The organism is Streptomyces thermoviolaceus (genome assembly GCF_045209695.1).
Taxonomy (GTDB): Bacteria; Actinomycetota; Actinomycetes; order Streptomycetales; family Streptomycetaceae; genus Streptomyces; species Streptomyces thermoviolaceus.
The window spans coordinates 1,267,941-1,285,026 of record NZ_CP109280.1; the positions used below are offsets into that span (position 1 = coordinate 1,267,941).

Below are 17,086 nucleotides of genomic sequence, written 5' to 3' on the forward strand. Positions count from 1 at the left end.
GGACCCGGCTGCTCCGCTCACGGCGGCTGCGGCACCGGCGTCGCGGACAGGAGCGCGGGCACGGAGCCGGCCGATACGGCCCGTCGCCCGGCGCCCGTCACCCGGCCCCCAGGGCGGCCGTCACCTCGTCTCCCTCCCAGCCGCCGTCCTGGGTGCGCCAGACGACGTCGACACCGAGGACGTCACGGACGCAGGAGGCGGACCAGGGCTCGGCCGGCGGCGCGCAGAGCACGAGATACCGGCGCTGCGGCTCCTCCGGCAGAGTGCGGGCGACCTCCAGCAGCCGGGCCGCCCCGGCGCGCAGGTCGGCATGGCCGGTGCGGCCGTCGCCGAGGACCTCGTACACGGCGAGACCGGTGCCCGTCACGCAGCTGACGTCCACGATCGCGGTCGACTCGGGCTTGAGGTCGGCGCGCAGCAGCGCCGCCATCAGCTCCAGTCGCACCGCCTCGTGGGTGTTGCAGGTGCGGTCGGCGGCCGCGGCGTCCTGGAGATGCTGTGCGAGCCCGGCGGCCGGCGGGACCGGATCGGGGACGGCGACCGGACTGCCGGGCTCCTCCGGGCGCGGATGCCGGGGCTGCTGTGCGGTGGTTCGGGCGGGCTCTGGCGCGTCGACCGGTGCGCCGTCCCCGGCGAGTGACGGGACGACGTGCTCCGGCCGCGGCCGGGTGTCCGGGTCCTGCGCCGCGGACGTCTGCTCGGTGTCCTCCCCGCCGGTGGCGCCTCGCTCCGCCAGCGTCCGCCGTGCCGCGTCCAGCGGACCGGCCCAGCCGCTCCGGTCCAGCTCGGCCCGGAACACCTGCGGATCGAACGTGCCGGATTTCAGCGCCTGGTTGGTCCGGGACGCCAGGTTCCTCAGCTGCTGCAACCGCGACCTGCTGGGGCGGCCGAGCACCTGCCACACGTCCAGCCAGTCGGGACGGTCGCACTTGAGACAGCGGGTGGCCATGCCCTGCAGCTCGGAGACATTCGGCCGGGTGGTGTCCGTAACCTCCCCACGGCTCAGTTCGGCGATCACACCGAGTGCGTCCAGGTACCGCGCGTGCATGGTCGCAGAGATGGGCAGGCGGCCGAAGGTGCCCGTACTGACGTCCGTCACGTCCGGCAGGTGTCGCTGCACCCACACCCGCAGCTCCGTGCCGACGACGGGAGTGACGCCGCCCTTGGGCAAGACCACCCGCAGCGGACGGTCGACGGTGTGGTCGAGGGCCTCGGCCCAGTAGGTGTCCTCGGTTTCGGCCACCACCCGGACCCTCAGCCACGTACCGGGGGCGGGCAGCCCGTCGTCGGACGCGGCCGGCTCGGTGCGGCCGTCGTCGGCGGTCAGGGGCGCCGGCAGGGGAAGGGAGTGCATGATCGTCAGACTCTGTGTGCTGCGGGTCAGGGCGATGTAGAGCAGGCGCAGGCCGACGGGTTCGTGGCCGGCGAGGGCCGCCGGTTCGACCACGACGACGTGATCGAACTCCAGGCCCTTGGCCTCCGAGGCCGCGAGCACGGTGACGGCCCGGTGCTCGTCGGCGGTGATGCCGTCCGCCTCCGCGAGCCGACGCGTGATCTCCTCGGCGGCCCTGAAGCCGTCGGGGACGACGACGGCCACGGACCGCGGCGTCCTTCCGTCGGTGGTGCCGGTCAGCTCGCGAACCCGGGCGACCGTCTCACGGACGAGCGCTTCCGGTTCGGTCCGGATCACGCGGACGGCGTCGTATCCGGCGTCGCGGGGGATCGTGCGCGGGCGAGGCAACGTCGGGGCCACCGCTCGGGCCAGCGGTTCGGCGAACTCCATGACGTCCGCCGGGACGCGGTAGCTGGTGGTCAACTCGGCCACCCGGTGTTCACCCTGGCCCGCCAGCAGCCGGCCGAGACGGTCCCAGTCGGTGTAGGCGTGCGGGCCGGTCGCCTGGGCCAGGTCGCCGAGCACGGTCATGGACCCGCCGGCGGCGAGACGGCGCCGCAGCGACCGTGCCTGCATGGGTGTCAGGTCCTGGGCCTCGTCGACGATGATGTGCCCGTAGCGGCGGGGTGTCTCCCCGGTGATGAGGTACCTGAGTTCCTCCAGCAGAACCCGGTCGTCCAGCGTCCACGGCTCCTGATCCGCCCTGGGCGCCCTCGGCCGGTGCAGAGCCCGCTGTTCCGCCTCGTCGAGGATGCCGTCGGCGCAGGCGCGCAGCAGCTGCGGCGAGTCGTACAGGCTGCGCAGGGCTTCCGCCGGACCGGGGGACGGCCAGATGCGCTCCACCAGGCGTTCCACCCGGCGGTTGCGCTCGAGTATGCGGCGGATCGTGCGGTCGCGACCGCGGCGCGGGGCGACGGCGACGAGTTCCCGCAGCAGCAGATCGACGAGCAGGCTGCGGAAACGGTCACGGCGTTCGCGGTAGGAGCCTCCGCCCGCGTGCACCTCCTCCAGGGCTTGGAGGAGGTGCACGCGGGAAAGGCGGAGCGTCGCACCGGCGGCGGTGACGACGAACGCCGGCTCGTCCCCTTCGAACGAAGGTGCCGCCAGGAGTCCGTCGAGGGCGGTGGGACGGAACTCCCCCTCCACACGCCGCCGCAGCACCGCGGCCATGCGGTCGTCGGACTTCACCCGCCGGGCGAGGGCGCCGTCGGTGCCGTGTATCTCGCCGTCCCACAGCCGGTCGAGCTGGACGGCGTTGACGTCCCGGGTCCCGAGCGTGGGCAGCACCTGGCCCACGTACCGCAGGAACCTCTGGTGGGGGCCGATGACCAGGACGTCCCGCGCCGTGACGTGGTGGTTGTTCACCAGCCACGTCACCCGGTGCAGCCCGACCGCGGACTTGCCCGTTCCCGGGCCTCCCTGGACGACGAGGATCTCGGAGGGCTCTCCGGTGACCAGGGCCATCTGGTCGCGCCGGATCGTCTCGACGATGTCCCGCATCCGGCCGCTGCGCGAGCGCTGCAGTTCCCGCAGCAACAGTTCGTCGGGCTGCCGGGGTCTGCGCCGCTGGATCGCGACGATGTCCCCGGGCGTGGGGACCGGGCGGCCGTCCGCACCGGGCTCGTCCTCCCGTCCCCGGCGAGCGGAACGGGGGTCGGCCGTCTCCGCGGGCGCTGTCCGTGGTGCGGAACCGGTGCCCGGCACGGTGTCCTCGGCGCCGGGCACGATGTCCTCCGTGTCAGGCACGGACGTGTCCGGGGCGGCCGGGGCTATGTCGTCGACGTAGTCGTCGACGATGCGCTGCGAGCAGATCAGACGCCGGCGCAGCACCACCTCGCCCGGTGACTCGGGTGTGGCGTCGAACCACCGACGAGCCGACTCGCTGGTCCAGTTCACGACCAACTGGTTGTGCTCGTCGTCCCACACGGGTCGCCGGCCGATGTACCACGTCTCCACTCCGCCGTCCGCGGCACCGGCATCGACCCGGCCGATGACCAGGCTCTCCTCCCCCAGCCCGCCGTAGGCCCTGGCCTCTTCCTCCTGTCGTTGCCGGTTGGCGATGCCGTCCTTGCCGGTGACGGACGCCTGAGCAACGGACCGACCGTTCAACCGCGCCAGCCGGGCCTCGTAACAGTCGTAGGCGAAATCCACCTGCCGCTGCTCGAAAGCGATGACGTCGTCGCGCACGGGCGCCCCCATGCAGTCCCCTCCCCTCACGGCCTCCGGCCGCGTCGGGCACCCCGCACCCGACTCTTCACAGGACTATCACACCCAGTCAACTGTGCGTGCACACACGGGGGATGGTGTTCAGGGCGCCGTCCTGGAAGCACAGGGCGGGCACGGGAGCAGGCCCGGCCACGCGCACTCGGCCCACACGGTCTTGCCCGGCCCGTCCGGCCGCGGGTGCCAGCCCCAGCGCGCGGCGAGGTGAGCGACGAGCAGCAGCCCACGCCCGGCCTCCTCGGCACCGGGGGCGTCCTCCGGGGCGACGGGAGGGCGGGGCAGGCGCTCGCCGCGCGTGTCGGTGACCTCGACGCGGATCGTGCGGCCGTCGGGCGCCGCAGTACGGAGGTCGTGCAGGCGAAGACGGAAGTCACGGCCGGGCACATGGCCGTGGCGCACCGCGTTCGCGGCCAGCTCCGCCGTGATCAGCACGATCGCCTCGTGCGGGTCCGTGCCGTACGGCACTCCCCAGGCGTCCAGACGGACCGCCACGAGGTGGCGCGCGAGACGGGCACCGCGCGGCGTGGAGGTGAACCGCATGGCGAAGGTGTGCGCCGGAGCCACCGAGCCCGGAGAGGAGGCGTGGGTGGTGCGCAACGGAGCACTGGTGGCGTGGCGTTGCGTGGTGTCGCAGTGATCCGTGGGTTGTGTCGTCATGCCGCCCACGGTCCCGTCGATCGCATAGCGTCACCAGTGGTGACGCTGCGACAGCAGGCAGCTGTATCAGCACTGTCGGCGTGTGTAGGCGCCGGGCGCCGTGACGGTGCCGGCGGCACACCGTTGGGCGAGGGAGGGGTGAGGGTGATGACAGAGATCGAGGAAGTGCACCCGGAGCACGAAGACGCAGGCGCGGAAGCGGTGGTGAGTCGTGCGGACGCCTGGGAGAACGGCGACGGACGGCGGCCGGACGACGACTCCGGGCGCGGTGTCGTGGTCGCTTTCGGCCAGACGATGAAGATGCTCCGGCTGCGAGCCGGCCTGGACCGCGAGGAACTCGGCAGACGCCTCGGGTACTCGGCCTCCACCATCGCCGCCTTCGAACGGGGGCGCCGGATCCCGTCCCCCAGAACGATCGACAAGGCCGACGAGGCGCTGGGGGCGGACGGGTTGCTGCGCCTGTGGAAGGACGAGGTGGAGCGGGCGCAGTATCCGGTGTTCTTCCAGGGTATGGCGCAGTTGGAGAAGGAGGCCATGGAGCTACTGGCGTACGACACGCTCGTGGTCAACGGCCTGCTGCAGACCGAGAGTTACATGCGGGCTCTCCTCACTATGCGGCGTCCGCCGCTCAGCGAGGACACGATCGAGCAGCGCGTCGCGGCACGGCTGGCGCGGCAGGACATCCTCGACGGCGAGCCCGCACCACTGCTTAGCTTTGTGATGGACGAGTCGATCCTACGTCGGAGGTACGGTGGAAGGGAGGTCTACCGTGGTCAGCTGGAGCACCTTCTGTCCATCGGCCGGAGGCGGACCGTAACCCTGCAAGTGATGCCGCTCGACAGCGCGGAGAGTGCAGGAGTGGACGGGCCGTTCACCATCGTGGTTCGACAGGATGGCAAACGCTTCGTCTACGCAGAGGCTCAGGGAACTAGCTCTCTTGAGATCGACCCCGCACGCGCCGCCGTCGCCTCCTCCCGCTATGGGGTGATCCGATCACAGGCTCTCTCCCCACAAGAGTCGTTGGCCGTCATCGAAGGGTTGTTGAAATCACTATGACGAAGGCTGAATCCTTGGCCGTCACCTGGCTCAAGAGCAGTCACAGCGGAGCTGAAGGTGGCCAGTGCGTAGAAGTCGCAGCCACTTCGGCGGCCGTGCACATCCGCGACTCCAAGGCGGTGAGCGGTCCCATCCTCACAGTCTCGCGTGAGGCCTGGGCAGGGTTCATCGGGCTGGCTTCGCAACAGCACGTCTGACACGTTTACGCCGCAACCACCTGCCGGTCGCGCTGGGAAGCGACCTTCAGGACCGCATCCGGATCAGGCCTCAGGACAGGGAACAGACGGTTTGAACCTTTTGCCAGGATTGGTGAAACTGAGCAAAACTACGGCTCCTGCTCTGTGAATTCGCAGATCGCGCCCTCTGCTCCCCGCGCAAGCGGGGACGTCCGGGGTAGTAGTCAGCCCCACACACCGGTCAGGGAGTCAGCCCCACCCCACACCCGCTCTCACGCAGGCGGCACCGGCAGCACATCCGGCGACAGTGCCGCCGCTCGGGCCGTCGCTGCTGTCATGCGGCGGCGGTGGTGGCGGCGGCAGAGGACCTCGTAACCGACCTCGGCTGCTTGGTCGTTGACGTCTCCGACGACGACCTGTTCGCCCTCGACCACCATGCGGCCGTCCACGGTGCGGGCGTTGTGGGTGGCGCGGGCGCCGCACCAGCACATGGCCTCGACCTGGAGGGTCTCGATGCGGTCCGCCAGTTCGATGAGCCGTTGGGAGCCGGGGAACAGCTTGGTGCGGAAGTCGGTGGTGATACCGAAGGCGTAGACGTCCAGTTCCAGGTCGTCGACGACCCGGGCGAGCTGGTCGATCTGTTCGGCGGTGAGGAACTGGGCCTCGTCGACGATCACGTAGTCGACCTTGCCGCCCTGGGACAGTTCGTCGACCACGTAGGCGTACAGGTCCATCTCCGGCCTGGCCTCTATGGCGTCGGTGACCAGACCGAGGCGGGAGGACAGTTTGCCCTCGCCCGCGCGGTCGTCCCGGGTGAAGATGAGTCCCTTCAGTCCGCGGGCGGAGCGGTTGTGCCCGATCTGGAGGGCCAGGGTGGACTTCCCGCAATCCATCGTTCCGGAGAAGAACACCAGCTCGGGCATGAGGCAGGGACACCTTTCGGTGAAGTCGGCGGAATCAGGGGGCGGTGAAGGTCGATCGGGGTGTCGCGCGGGCGCGCGGGCAGGCGGAGTGGGCCCTCAGGAGCGTACTTCCAGCAGCGGGACCAGTTGCTCGGCCGGGGTCATGGAGCCGTGGTTGCCCACCATGGTGGACTCCTTCGGCTCCCGTTCGGAGGCGATGATCAGCACGTCGTCGCGGGCGGCGGCGACGACGTCGCCGATGCGCGCGTACACGCGGTCGTCGATGTGCGGGCCGAACCAGCCCGCGGCCACGGCCTCCTCCCGGGAGGCGACCCAGAACTGTTCGCCGAGCACTTCCCGCCAGCAGGTCAGGACGTCCTCCTCGGCGCCGGGCACCGCGTACACGTGCCGGGCGCGGCCCTCGCCGCCGAGCAGGGCGACTCCGGCGCGCAGTTCCCAGTCGGCGTCGAAGTCGATGCGGTGCTGCTCGTCGAACGGGACGTCGATCATGCCGTGGTCGGCGGTCACGTACAGCACGCTGCGCGGCGGCAGCTGGTCGGCGAGGCGCTGGGCGAGCCGGTCGACGGTCATCAGCTGGCCGCGCCAGGTGTCGGAGTCCACGCCGTAGCGGTGGCCGGCGCCGTCCAGTTCGGAGTAGTACGTGTAGACCAGGCTGCGGTCGCCGGCGGCGAGCTGTTCGGCCGCGCAGTCGATGCGGTCCTCGCCGCTGAGGCGTCCGAGGAACGTTCCACCGCTGAGGGCGACCCGGGTCAGCGGGGTGGTCTCGAAGGCCGGGGAGGACACCTGGGCGGCGTGCACCCCGGCCTGCTCGGCGAGCTGGAAGACGGTGGGGTACGGCTGCCAGGCGTGCGGGTCGGTGTACGGGTGCCAGCGCAGCTGGTTCATCAGCTCACCGGTGTCGGGGTTGCGCACCGTGTAGCCGGCCAGGCCGTGTGCTCCGGGCGGCAGGCCGGTGCCGACGGAGGCGAGGGAGGCGGCGGTGGTGGCCGGGTAGCCGGCGGTGAGCGGACGGCCGGTGCCGCCGCGGGAGCTGCCGAGCAGCGAGGTGAGGAAGGGGGCGTCCTCGGGGTGTGCCCGGAGCTGCTCCCAGCCGAGGCCGTCGACGAGGAACACGCAGACGCGGTCGGCCGGGGTCAGCTCGGGGATCACGGACGTCATGCCCGGCACGCCCATCCCGGCGGCCAGGGTGGGCAGCAGGTCGGCGAGGGAGCCGGTTCCGTACGCCGGGACGGGGGCGGAGGAGACGGCCAAGGGCTCGGGGTGCTCCCAGGCGGTGGGCTGTGTCATCAGCGGGTCAGGTCCGCGGTGGCCTCGGAGATCGCCTGGGCGAAGGCCAGGGCGTCACGCACCGTCTCCGGGCCGTCGCCGGCCTCGCTGACGCGCAGACTGAGGTCGTCCGCCGTGGAGTTGCCGGTGTAGCCGTGGTCGGCCTCGCAGTTGGGGTCGCCGCAGGCGGCGGGTTCGAGGTCGATGCGGGAGACGGCGCCCCAGCCGATGGTCAGCACCACCTCGCGGGGCAGCGTGCCGGGGGTGTACTGCTCGGGGTTGGCCACCACCCTGCTCACCACGACCGAGGAGATGCGGTCGAGCTTCACCGACTCCGTGGAGGTGGTGGCGTACGGGGTCGGGGAGGTGCTGTCGGCGGCCTGCTCGTCGGTGTGGCTGACGATGAAGCGGGTGCCGGTGAGGACGAGCACGGTGACGTGCCGGCGCACCTCGTTCTGGTCGAACGTGGTCTCCTGGTGGACCAGGTACGACCGGATGGGCTCACCGCCCACGGCGGCCTCCACCGCCTCGGCCACGAGAGCCGGGTAATAACCGCTGCGCTCGATCGCCGCCCGCAGCCCCTGGGTCGTCGTACTGGTCTTGGCCATGCCGTCCATCCTACGGTGGCGCGCCGACTGCCGAGCACCGCTGTGGACACACGGTGCACAGGCGGGGTCACCCGGTGCTCGAGCGGGGTCACCGCGGGTGGGCGTGCGGCGGGCCGGCCCGTGCGCGGTGGGTGCGGTCAGTACAGCGGGAGGGTGCGTGGGCCGAGGTCGTCGCGGGCGGGCGGGGGTGCGAGGCGCACACCGGCGCCGAGGACGCTCACGCCGCGCGGGGCGACGACGACCGGTTCCAGGGTGAGCGCGACGACCTCGGGGTGGTCGTCGATCAGGCGGGAGACGCGCAGCAGCAGCTCCTGCAGGGCCGTGGTGTCGACGGGTGCCGAGCCGCGCCAGCCGAACAGCAGCGGGGCGGTGCGGATGGACCGGATCATGGAGGTGGCCTCGCGGTCGGTGACCGGCACCAGGCGGTGGGCCATGTCGTCGAGCAGCTGGGAGGGTGCGCCGGCGAGTCCGAAGGAGAGGACCGCGCCCGCGGCCGGGTCGATCACCGCCCGGACGACGGTGTCCACGCCGCGGGGCACCATGGCCTGCACCACCGGCCGCACCTCCACGGGCTGTCCGAACAGGTCGGTCAACTCGGCGTAGGCGCGGCGGAGTTGTTCCTCGTCGGCGAGGTCGAGGCGGACGCCGCCGAGGTCGGCGCGGTGCCGCAGGTGGGGTGCGGTGGCCTTGAGGGCGACCGGGTAGCCGAGGGTGCGGGCGGCCTCGGCGGCGGCGTCGGGGGTGGGGGCGGGCAGGGCGCGCTGGACGGGGACGCCGTAGTGGGCGAGCAGGGCGCAGGTGTCCTCGGTGCCGAGGGTGACGGCCTTGCCGGGGGCCAGGAGCCGTTCGACGAGGGCGGCGGCGCCCTGTTCGTCGATGTCCTCGAACTCCGGCACCTTGCCGGGGTCGGCGGCGTCCCGGCGCCACTGCCCGTAGCGGACGGCTTCGGCGAGGGCGCGTACGGCCCGCTCGGCGGCGGGGTAGGCGGGGATCAGACGGGTGCCGGGGCGTGGGCCGGCGGCGCGGGTGTCGGTGGCGTGGCCGTCCGTGGCGCGGGGGTCCGTCGCGGGGCGTGCGTCGGCGCGGGGGTGGGTGTCCGTGCCGGGCCGTGTGCCGGTGGCGGCTGCGGGGTGGCCGGGGACATGAGGGGGCGCGGGGGTGGGCGGCAGTGGCGAGGAGGCGGGGGCGCCCTCCGGCGGGGTCGGGGCGGTGGTGTCGGCCACGGGGACGGTGCCGGCGGCGGGGCCGGTGCTGGCGGCGGCGGAGAGGGCCGCGGCGAGGCCGCCCAGCTCGACGTGGACGACGAGGACCGGCTTGCCGGGGACCTCCTCGGCGGCCGAGCGCAGGGCCTCGGCCAGGGCCGCGTCCTCGGCGGCCCCCTCCCCCACCGCGGGGATGGCGGTGACGATCACCGCGTCGGTGGTGTCGTCGGCGAGCGCTCGGGTGAGGGCCGCGCGGAAGTCCTCCGCGGACGCGGCGGTCGTCAGGTCCTGCGGGTGCTTCGGCCGCAGGCCCTCGGCGAGGCAGCGGTCGTAGGCGAGGACGCCGAGCGATTCGGAGTTGCCGAGGATGGCCACCCGCGGGCCCTGCGGCAGCGGCTGGCGGGCGAGCAGCAGTCCGGTGTCGACCAGTTCGGTGATGGTGTCGACCCGGATCACGCCGGCCTGCCGGAGCAGTGCGGAGACCGTGGCGTGCGGCAGACGGGTGGTGCGGACCGCGTGGCCCTGCGGGGCGGCGCCCTGGACGACGACGAGCGGCTTGACCGCCGCGGTGCGCCGGGCCAGCCGGGTGAACTTGCGCGGGTTGCCCATCGTCTCCAGGTACATGAGCACGACGTCGGTGTCGGGGTCGTCGTACCAGTACTGCAGGACGTCGTTGCCGGAGACGTCCGCGCGGTTGCCGGCCGAGACGAAGGTGGACACGCCGGTCACGCCGGTGACGCCGCCGCCGCGGCGGTGCAGCCGGGACAGCAGGGCGACGCCGATGGCGCCGGACTGGGTGAACAGGCCGATGCGGCCGGGGCGGGGCATCTCGGGGGCGAGGGAGGCGTTGAGCCGGACGCCGGGCGCGGTGTTGATGACGCCGAAGGCGTTGGGTCCGATGATCCGCATGCCGTGGGCGCGGGCCTGCCGGACCAGGGCGCGCTGGCGTTCACGGCCCTCGGGGCCGCTCTCGGCGTATCCGGCGGAGACCACGACCAGGCCCTGCACGCCGTGTGCGCCGCAGTCGGCGACGACCTCGGGGACCTGTGCGGCGGGCACGGCGATCACCGCGAGGTCCACGGGTCCGTCGATGTCGCGCACCGAGCGGTGGGCGGGCACGCCGTCGATCCACTCGCGGTCCTCGCCGAAGGCCCGGTTGACGGCGTACAGGGGCCCGGGGAACCCGGCGGCCCGCAGGTGGCCGAGGATGCTGCGGCCGACACCTCCGGGGGTGCGGCCAACGCCGACGACGGCGACGGAGCCGGGTTCCAGCAGGCGGCGGACGGAGCGGGCCTCGGCGCGCTGTTCCCGGGCGTGCTGGACCGCCAGCGAGCGGTCCGTGGGCTCGATGTCGAACTCCAGGCGGACGACGCCGTCCTCGAAGCTGCGCTTCTGGGTGTAGCCGGCGTCGGTGAAAACCTTGATCATCCGGGTGTTGGCGGGCAGCACCTCGGCGATGAAGCGGCGGATGCCGCGCTCGCGGGCGACGGCGGCGATGTGCTCCAGGAGGGCGGAGGCGACGCCGCGTCCCTGATGGGCGTCCTGCACGAGGAAGGCGACCTCGGCCTCGTCGGAGGGGGACGTGGCGGGGCGGCCCGGGGTGCCGATGCGGTCGTAGCGCACGGTGGCGATGAACTCGTCGCCGATGAGGGCCGCGAGACCCACGCGGTCGACGAAGTCGTGGTGGGTGAAGCGGTGGACGTCCTTCGCGGACAGGCGCGGGTAGGGCGCGAAGAAGCGGTAGTACTTCGACTCGTCGGAGACCTGTTCGTAGAAGCTGACCAGACGGTCGGCGTCCTCCTCGGTGATGGGGCGGATCCGCGCGGTGCCACCGTCGCGCAGCACCACGTCCGCCTCCCAGTGGGCGGGATACTCGTGCCGGTCCGAGGAGGTCTGCATGGGCCCCAGAGTACGGCTGGCGCACAGCAACGACGCGATGCAGTCTGTGAACACACCGGACCAGGCCGTGGTCCGGACCGGGCCCGGATGCGGAACAGCTCACACCGCTCCGCACCGGGGCGCACTTCGTGCGACACTGGTCTAGACAACTCGCCACACCGGAAGGGCAGCATCACATGGCTGAGCGTCGCGTCAACGTCGGTTGGGCCGAGGGACTCCACGCCCGCCCCGCCTCCATCTTCGTCCGGGCCGCGACGGCCGCCGGCGTCCCCGTGACGATCGCCAAGGCCGCCGACGGAAAGCCCGTGAACGCGGCTTCCATGCTGGCCGTCCTGAGCCTGGGCGCGCAGGGCGGCGAGGAGATCGTCCTGGCCTCCGACGCCGAGGGTGCGGACATCGTGCTGGACCGTCTGGCGAAGCTGGTGGCCGAGGGGCTCGAGGAACTGCCCGAGACGGTCTGAATTCCCGGCACGGGTTTGCGGGCAGGGCGGTTCGGCGCATCGCCCGCAGGACGAACGGAAAGCGGCCGCGTCGCCCCTTCGGGGCGGCGCGGTTCTGCATTTCCCGGTATTCCCGGGAGAAGAGAGAAAAGGGCAGCAGGCGGGCGCACCGCAGCGAATTCTCCGTTCCTTTTTTCTACGGCACGTGTGTTAATGGGAGGGGCGCGGAATGTTGACGGCAGGTTGCGAAGTCCTCACAGCGCCCACGGCGACCGGCCCGCGGACACCCGGCGGTGCACGATCGGCGAGCAAGCCGTCCGGGACGGTGGGTGCCGTCCTTGGCGGTACGCCGTCCCTCAGCGGCGGGCCGTCCTGACGCCGGCGTCCGGGCCGGCCGGGGCGCCGGGCTCGCGCAGGCGGTGCCGGGAGACGGCACGCTGGACGTGCAGCGCCGCGATGGCCCGGGCGCGCTCGCTGTCGCCGCGCCGCACCGCGTCCACGACGGCCGCGTGCTCGGCCCACGAGGCCACGGGGTCGGCCGGGGCGGCCACCTGGTAGATCCACGCGATCTTCAGCCGGAGCCGGGTGAGCGCGGTGATGAGCGCGGGGCTGCCGCTGGCCTGGACGAGCGTCTCGTGGAACCAGGCGCCCAGCGCGCGCAGTTCCTCGCCGGCGCCGCGCTCGGCCCGCTCCCGGCCCAGCCTGACCAGGCCGCGCAGCACCTTCAGATGCGACTCGGTGCGCCGCTGGGCGGCTCGCGCGGCGCCCAGGGGTTCCAGCAGCAGGCGCATCTCCAACAGGTCGGCGGCCTCCTGCTCGGTGGGTTCCGCCACGCAGGCGCCGGCGTGCCGGCGGGTCACGACGAAGCCCTCGGCCTCCAGGGTGCGCAGGGCCTCGCGCACGGGGACGCGGGAGACGCCGTAGCGGCGGGCGAGGACGTCCTCCGTGAGCCGGCTGCCGCGCGGGTGGACCCCGGCGACGATGTCGTCCCGGATCGCCGTGCACACCGAATGCGCCGGAATGCGCATGACCGACCTCCGCCTGCATACCGTCGTCATTTCCGCCTCGCGCCGTGCGAGGCGCGCGAGTTCACTGAACTCTGGGGCCGACTCTAAGGCAGGAAACCGTTATTTGCGGCGGGGAACTGTTTTTCATGGGCGGGTTTTGGACAACGCGCCCGCGGCGCGCGTACGGAACGGAGAAAAGCCCCGGCGCGCGGTTGCGGCCGGGGCTTTTCCGTGGGAGCCGGGGCGTTCGCGCGGCGTCGAGGCCGTTCGGGCGTCAGGACCGTTCCGGCGCCGAAGCCGTTCGCCGCGCCGGTGCGCGTCAGACGTCCACGCCGTGCTGGCGGAGGTAGGCGACGGGGTCGATGTCGGAGCCGTAGTCGGGGCCGGTGCGCACCTCGAAGTGCAGGTGCGGTCCGGTGACGTTGCCGGTCGCGCCGGACAGGCCGATCTGCTGGCCGGGGACGACCTGCTCGCCCACCGAGACGTTGATGAACGACAGGTGGCCGTACTGGGTGTAGTGACCGTCGGCCATCCGGATCACGATCTGGTTGCCGTACGCGCCGCCCCAGCCGGTCTGGACGACGGTGCCGGAGCCGACGGCATGCACCGGGGTGCCGGTGGCGGCGTGGAAGTCGATGCCGGTGTGGGTGCCGGAGGACCACAGGGAGCCGCCGCTGTGGTAGCCGGTGGAGACGGAGGAGCCGAAGACCGGCGCCACGAAGGTGTCGAGCAGCTTGCGCTCGGCCTCCCGGGCGGCGCGCTCGGCGGCCTCCCGTTCCCGCTTCGCCAGCTCGGCGGCCGCCTTCCGGGCCTCCTGCTCGGCCCGCTTGCGGTCGGCCGCCTCGCGCTGGGCGACGGCCTGTGCGTCGATCTTGTCCGCGAGGGCGTCGGTCAGGGAGATCACCGGGCTGAGGCCGGTCTCCTCGGCGGCCGGACCGTCGGAGGCGAAGGCCGGCGAGGCGGCCAGGGTGCCGACGACGCCGGTGGTGGTCAGGGCCGCGACGCCGGCGGCGCGGGCGGTGGTGCGGTGGATCGACCCGGGACGGCGGTGCTTGCCGGTGGCGCGCGTGAACGCCATGCAGACGCTGGTCCTTTCCTTCCCTGTCGCCTGCCGGGTTAGCTGACGGGTTCGGAGCAGGAAGGTCTCCTACGGTCACCCGCGCGGCCTTGTGCGGGCGTCCGATTCACCCCGGGACATGGGTCCCCGGCTCCCCTGGCTCGCGCCGTACGGGGACTCGGCGATGGCTGTCCGGTGCCGCGGGTGCGGCGTGAAGCCCGACGAACAGCCGGAGAGACGCTAAAGGGGGCGCACGTCAATTCCCAAACCGAAGCGGGAGTTTGTAGCACAGACCACAGGGCAGAAAGGCAGCCTCCGGCGCATTTGGGACACCACGGGGCCCTGGTGACCGTCCGGTCACCAGGGCCCCGCCGGCTCGGTGGTCCGCTAGGGCGTCACGTATGCCGTCACCGATGCCGTCACTCGGCCGGGACGACGGTGACCGGGCCGATGCCCAGGGCGGCCACGGGTTCCTCGATCTGCGCCGCGTCACCGACGAGGACCGTCACCAGGCGGTCCACCGGGAAGGCGCTGACCACGGCCGCGGTGGCCTCCACCGTGCCGGTGACGGCGAGCTGCTGGTACAGCGTGGCCTGGTAGTCGTCCGGCAGATGCTGTTCGACCTGGTCGGCGAGGGTGCTCGCCACGGCGGCCGCCGTCTCGTACTTCAGCGGTGCCACCCCGACGAGGTTCTGCACGGCGTTGTCCCGCTCGGCGTCGGTCAGGCCCTCGGCGGCCAGGGTGCGCAGCACGGTGAACAGGTCGTCCAGGGCGGGCCCGGTGTTCGGGGTGTCGACGGAGCCGCTGATCGCGAGCATCGCGGCGCCCGATCCGTCCGGCGCGGACCGCAGCACCTGGCCGAAGGCCCGCACCCCGTAGGTGTAGCCCTTCTCCTCGCGCAGCACCCGGTCGAGGCGGGAGGTGAGGGTGCCGCCCAGGCAGTAGGTGCCGAGCACCTGGGCGGGCCACACGCTGGAGTGCCGGTCCGGTCCGATGCGGCCGATGAGCAGCTGGGTCTGCACGGCCCCGGGACGGTCCACGATGACCACGCGGCCGGTGTCGTCGGCGGTCACCGGGGGCACCGGGCGCGGCGTGGCGGGCGCGCCGGTCCAGGCGCCCAGGGTGTCGCCGAGCACCGCGTCCAGGTCGATGCCGGTCAGGTCGCCGACCACCACGACCGTGGCGGTGGAGGGGCGCACATGGCGGTTGTAGAAGGCGCGGACGGCGGCCGCGTCGATCGCGGCGACGGTCTCCTCGGTGCCCTGCCGCGGCCGGGACATGCGCGAGTCGGCCGGGAACAGCTCCTTGGACAGTTCCTTGGCGGCGCGGCGGGAGGGGTTGGCCAGCTCGTGCGGGATCTCGTCGAGCCGGTTGCGCACCAGGCGCTCGATCTCGGACTCGGCGAACGCGGGGGACCGCAGCGCGTCGGCGAGCAGGCCGAGGCCCTTGGCGAGGCGGGAGGCGGGGACCTCCAGGCTGAGGCGGACGCCGGGGTGGTCGGCGTGCGTGTCCAAGGTGGCGCCGGCGCGCTCCAGCTCGGCCGCGTACTCCTCCGCTGAGAGTCGGTCGGTGCCCTCGGAGAAGGCCCGCGCCATGATCGTTGCGACGCCGTCCAGACCGGCCGGCTCGGCGTCCAGCGGGGCGTCCAGCAGCACCTCGACGGCGACGACCTGCTGGCCGGGGCGGTGGCAGCGCAGCACGGTCAGGCCGTTGTCCAGGGTGCCGCGCTCGGGGGCGGGGAACGCCCACGGCTTGGCCTCGCCCGCCTGGGGCCGCGGGTGGAACTCCATCGTGGCGAGCTCGGTCACTTCGCCGTCTCCTCGCTGTCGTCGGCGGCCGCGGCGTCCGCGTCCGGGGTGTCGTCCTGGGTGTCGGCGGTGGGCTCGTAGACGAGCACCGCGCGGTTGTCGGGGCGCAGGCGGGCCTTGGCGATCTCCTGGACCTCCTCGGGGGTGACCTCGAGGACGCGCTGGACGGCGGTCAGGGCCAGCTGCGGGTCGCCGAACAGGACGGCGAAGCGGCACAGTTCGTCGGCGCGGCCGGCGACCGTGCCGAGCCGGTCCAGCCACTCGCGCTCCAGCTGGGCCTGCGCGCGCTCCATCTCCTCGGCGGTCGGGCCCTCCTCGGCGAACCGGGCCAGCTCCTCGTCGATGGCGGCCTCGATGACGGGGACCTCGACGTCGCCGGAGGTCTTCACGTCCAGCCAGCCCAGGGAGGGCGCGCCGGCCAGCCGCAGCAGGCCGAAGCCGGCGGCGACGGCGGTGCGGTCGCGGCGCACCAGGCGGTTGTAGAGCCGGGAGGACTCGCCGCCGCCGAGGACGGTCAGCGCCAGGTCGGCCGCGTCGCAGGCACGGGTGCCGTCGTGCGGCAGCCGGTAGGCGGCCATCAGGGCGCGGGCGGGCACGTCCTCCTCGACGACCTCCCGCAGCTGCTCGCCGATGATGTCGGGCAGCGTGCCGTCGCGGGGCTCGGGCTTGCCGTCGTGGGCGGGGATGGAGCCGAAGTACTTCTCGATCCAGGCGAGGGTCTGCTCGGGGTCGATGTCGCCGACCACGGAGAGCACCGCGTTGTTCGGCGCGTAGTAGGTGCGGAAGAACTCGCGGGCGTCCTCCAGGGTGGCCGCGTCCAGGTCCGCCATCGACCCGATGGGGGTGTGGTGGTAGGGGTGGCCCTCCGGGTAGGCGAGCGCGGTCAGCTTCTCGAAGGCGGTGCCGTAGGGGACGTTGTCGTAGCGCTGACGGCGCTCGTTCTTGACGACGTCCCGCTGGTTCTCCAGGGATTCCTCGTCCAGCGCGGTCAGCAGCGAGCCCATGCGGTCGGCCTCCAGCCACAGGGCCAGCTCCAGCTGGTGGGCGGGCATGGTCTCGAAGTAGTTGGTGCGCTCGAAGCTGGTGGTGCCGTTGAGGGAGCCGCCGGCGCCCTGCACCAGTTCGAAGTGACCGTTGCCCTTGACCTGGGCGGAGCCCTGGAACATCAGGTGCTCGAAGAGGTGAGCCAGGCCGGTGCGCCCCTTGACCTCGTGGCGGGAGCCGACGTCGTACCAGAGGCACACCGCCGCGACCGGGGTCAGGTGGTCCTCGGAGAGCACCACGCGCAGGCCGTTGGCCAGGCGGTGCTCGGTCGCTGTCAGGCCGCCGGAGCCTGCCTCGGCTGTGGCCGTGTGACCCATGGGCATGTAC

13 protein-coding genes and 1 riboswitch are annotated in these 17,086 nt (G+C 72.7%); of the genes, 3 read left to right on the forward strand and 10 right to left on the reverse strand.

The genetic code is table 11. The features are described from left to right. Positions 1 to 97 precede the first annotated feature (97 nt). Together OG899_RS05600 and OG899_RS05605 are read right to left on the reverse strand one after the other, a co-directional pair. Positions 98 to 3,592: an ATP-binding domain-containing protein gene (locus OG899_RS05600; protein WP_168130825.1), complete on the reverse strand. Its 3,495-nt coding sequence runs from the start codon at positions 3,590 to 3,592 to the stop codon at positions 98 to 100. Positions 3,593 to 3,700: 108 nt separating this feature from the next. Continuing rightward, positions 3,701 to 4,273 (reverse strand): ATP-binding protein, encoded by a 573-nt coding sequence (locus tag OG899_RS05605; protein WP_168130824.1) that lies wholly within the window; start codon positions 4,271 to 4,273, stop codon positions 3,701 to 3,703. A 147-nt stretch (positions 4,274 to 4,420) separates the two neighbouring features. Between OG899_RS05605 and OG899_RS05610 the strand changes: the two genes are divergently transcribed. Further along, positions 4,421 to 5,329, forward strand: a complete 909-nt coding sequence (locus OG899_RS05610; RefSeq protein WP_168130823.1) for a helix-turn-helix transcriptional regulator — start codon at positions 4,421 to 4,423, stop codon at positions 5,327 to 5,329. Continuing rightward, positions 5,326 to 5,526, forward strand: coding sequence for a DUF397 domain-containing protein (locus OG899_RS05615; protein ID WP_168130822.1), 201 nt, complete (start codon positions 5,326 to 5,328; stop codon positions 5,524 to 5,526). The genes OG899_RS05610 and OG899_RS05615 overlap by 4 nt, the downstream gene beginning before the upstream one ends. A gap of 251 nt (positions 5,527 to 5,777) precedes the next feature. Here the strand turns inward: OG899_RS05615 and OG899_RS05620 are convergent, their stop codons facing one another. The 4 genes from OG899_RS05620 to OG899_RS05635 form a co-directional block, all read right to left on the reverse strand. Beyond that, positions 5,778 to 6,428 carry a thymidine kinase gene (locus tag OG899_RS05620; RefSeq protein ID WP_168130821.1) on the reverse strand — a complete coding sequence of 217 codons (651 nt, stop codon included), beginning with the start codon at positions 6,426 to 6,428 and terminating at the stop codon, positions 5,778 to 5,780. A 96-nt stretch (positions 6,429 to 6,524) separates the two neighbouring features. Beyond that, positions 6,525 to 7,715: an alkaline phosphatase family protein gene (locus tag OG899_RS05625; protein ID WP_168130820.1), complete on the reverse strand. Its 1,191-nt coding sequence runs from the start codon at positions 7,713 to 7,715 to the stop codon at positions 6,525 to 6,527. Continuing rightward, the gene (locus OG899_RS05630) at positions 7,715 to 8,311 is read right to left on the reverse strand and encodes a DUF5998 family protein (protein WP_125500731.1); all 597 of its coding nucleotides are present in this window, start codon (positions 8,309 to 8,311) and stop codon (positions 7,715 to 7,717) included. The genes OG899_RS05625 and OG899_RS05630 overlap by 1 nt, the downstream gene beginning before the upstream one ends. 128 nt (positions 8,312 to 8,439) lie before the next feature. After that, complete coding sequence (locus OG899_RS05635; RefSeq protein ID WP_168130819.1) at positions 8,440 to 11,403, reverse strand: GNAT family N-acetyltransferase; 2,964 nt, start codon at positions 11,401 to 11,403, stop codon at positions 8,440 to 8,442. A 176-nt stretch (positions 11,404 to 11,579) separates the two neighbouring features. Here OG899_RS05635 and OG899_RS05640 point away from each other — a divergent pair, with 176 nt between their 5' ends. Further along, positions 11,580 to 11,864: an HPr family phosphocarrier protein gene (locus OG899_RS05640; RefSeq protein WP_125498203.1), complete on the forward strand. Its 285-nt coding sequence runs from the start codon at positions 11,580 to 11,582 to the stop codon at positions 11,862 to 11,864. Positions 11,865 to 12,199: 335 nt separating this feature from the next. Here the strand turns inward: OG899_RS05640 and OG899_RS05645 are convergent, their stop codons facing one another. The 4 genes from OG899_RS05645 to OG899_RS05660 all read right to left on the reverse strand — a co-directional run bounded on the left by OG899_RS05645 (position 12,200) and on the right by OG899_RS05660 (position 17,082). After that, entirely contained in the window at positions 12,200 to 12,871 is a 672-nt protein-coding gene (locus tag OG899_RS05645; protein ID WP_125498204.1) for a GntR family transcriptional regulator, read from the reverse strand. Positions 12,872 to 13,169: 298 nt separating this feature from the next. Further along, positions 13,170 to 13,928 (reverse strand): M23 family metallopeptidase, encoded by a 759-nt coding sequence (locus OG899_RS05650; RefSeq protein ID WP_125498205.1) that lies wholly within the window; start codon positions 13,926 to 13,928, stop codon positions 13,170 to 13,172. Between the two features lie 12 nt (positions 13,929 to 13,940). Next, positions 13,941 to 14,101, reverse strand: a riboswitch (cyclic di-AMP (ydaO/yuaA leader). A 225-nt stretch (positions 14,102 to 14,326) separates the two neighbouring features. Beyond that, positions 14,327 to 15,715 (reverse strand): pitrilysin family protein, encoded by a 1,389-nt coding sequence (locus tag OG899_RS05655; RefSeq protein WP_125498206.1) that lies wholly within the window; start codon positions 15,713 to 15,715, stop codon positions 14,327 to 14,329. After that, positions 15,712 to 17,082, reverse strand: coding sequence for a pitrilysin family protein (locus OG899_RS05660; RefSeq protein ID WP_125498207.1), 1,371 nt, complete (start codon positions 17,080 to 17,082; stop codon positions 15,712 to 15,714). The genes OG899_RS05655 and OG899_RS05660 overlap by 4 nt, the downstream gene beginning before the upstream one ends. Positions 17,083 to 17,086: the final 4 nt, after the last annotated feature.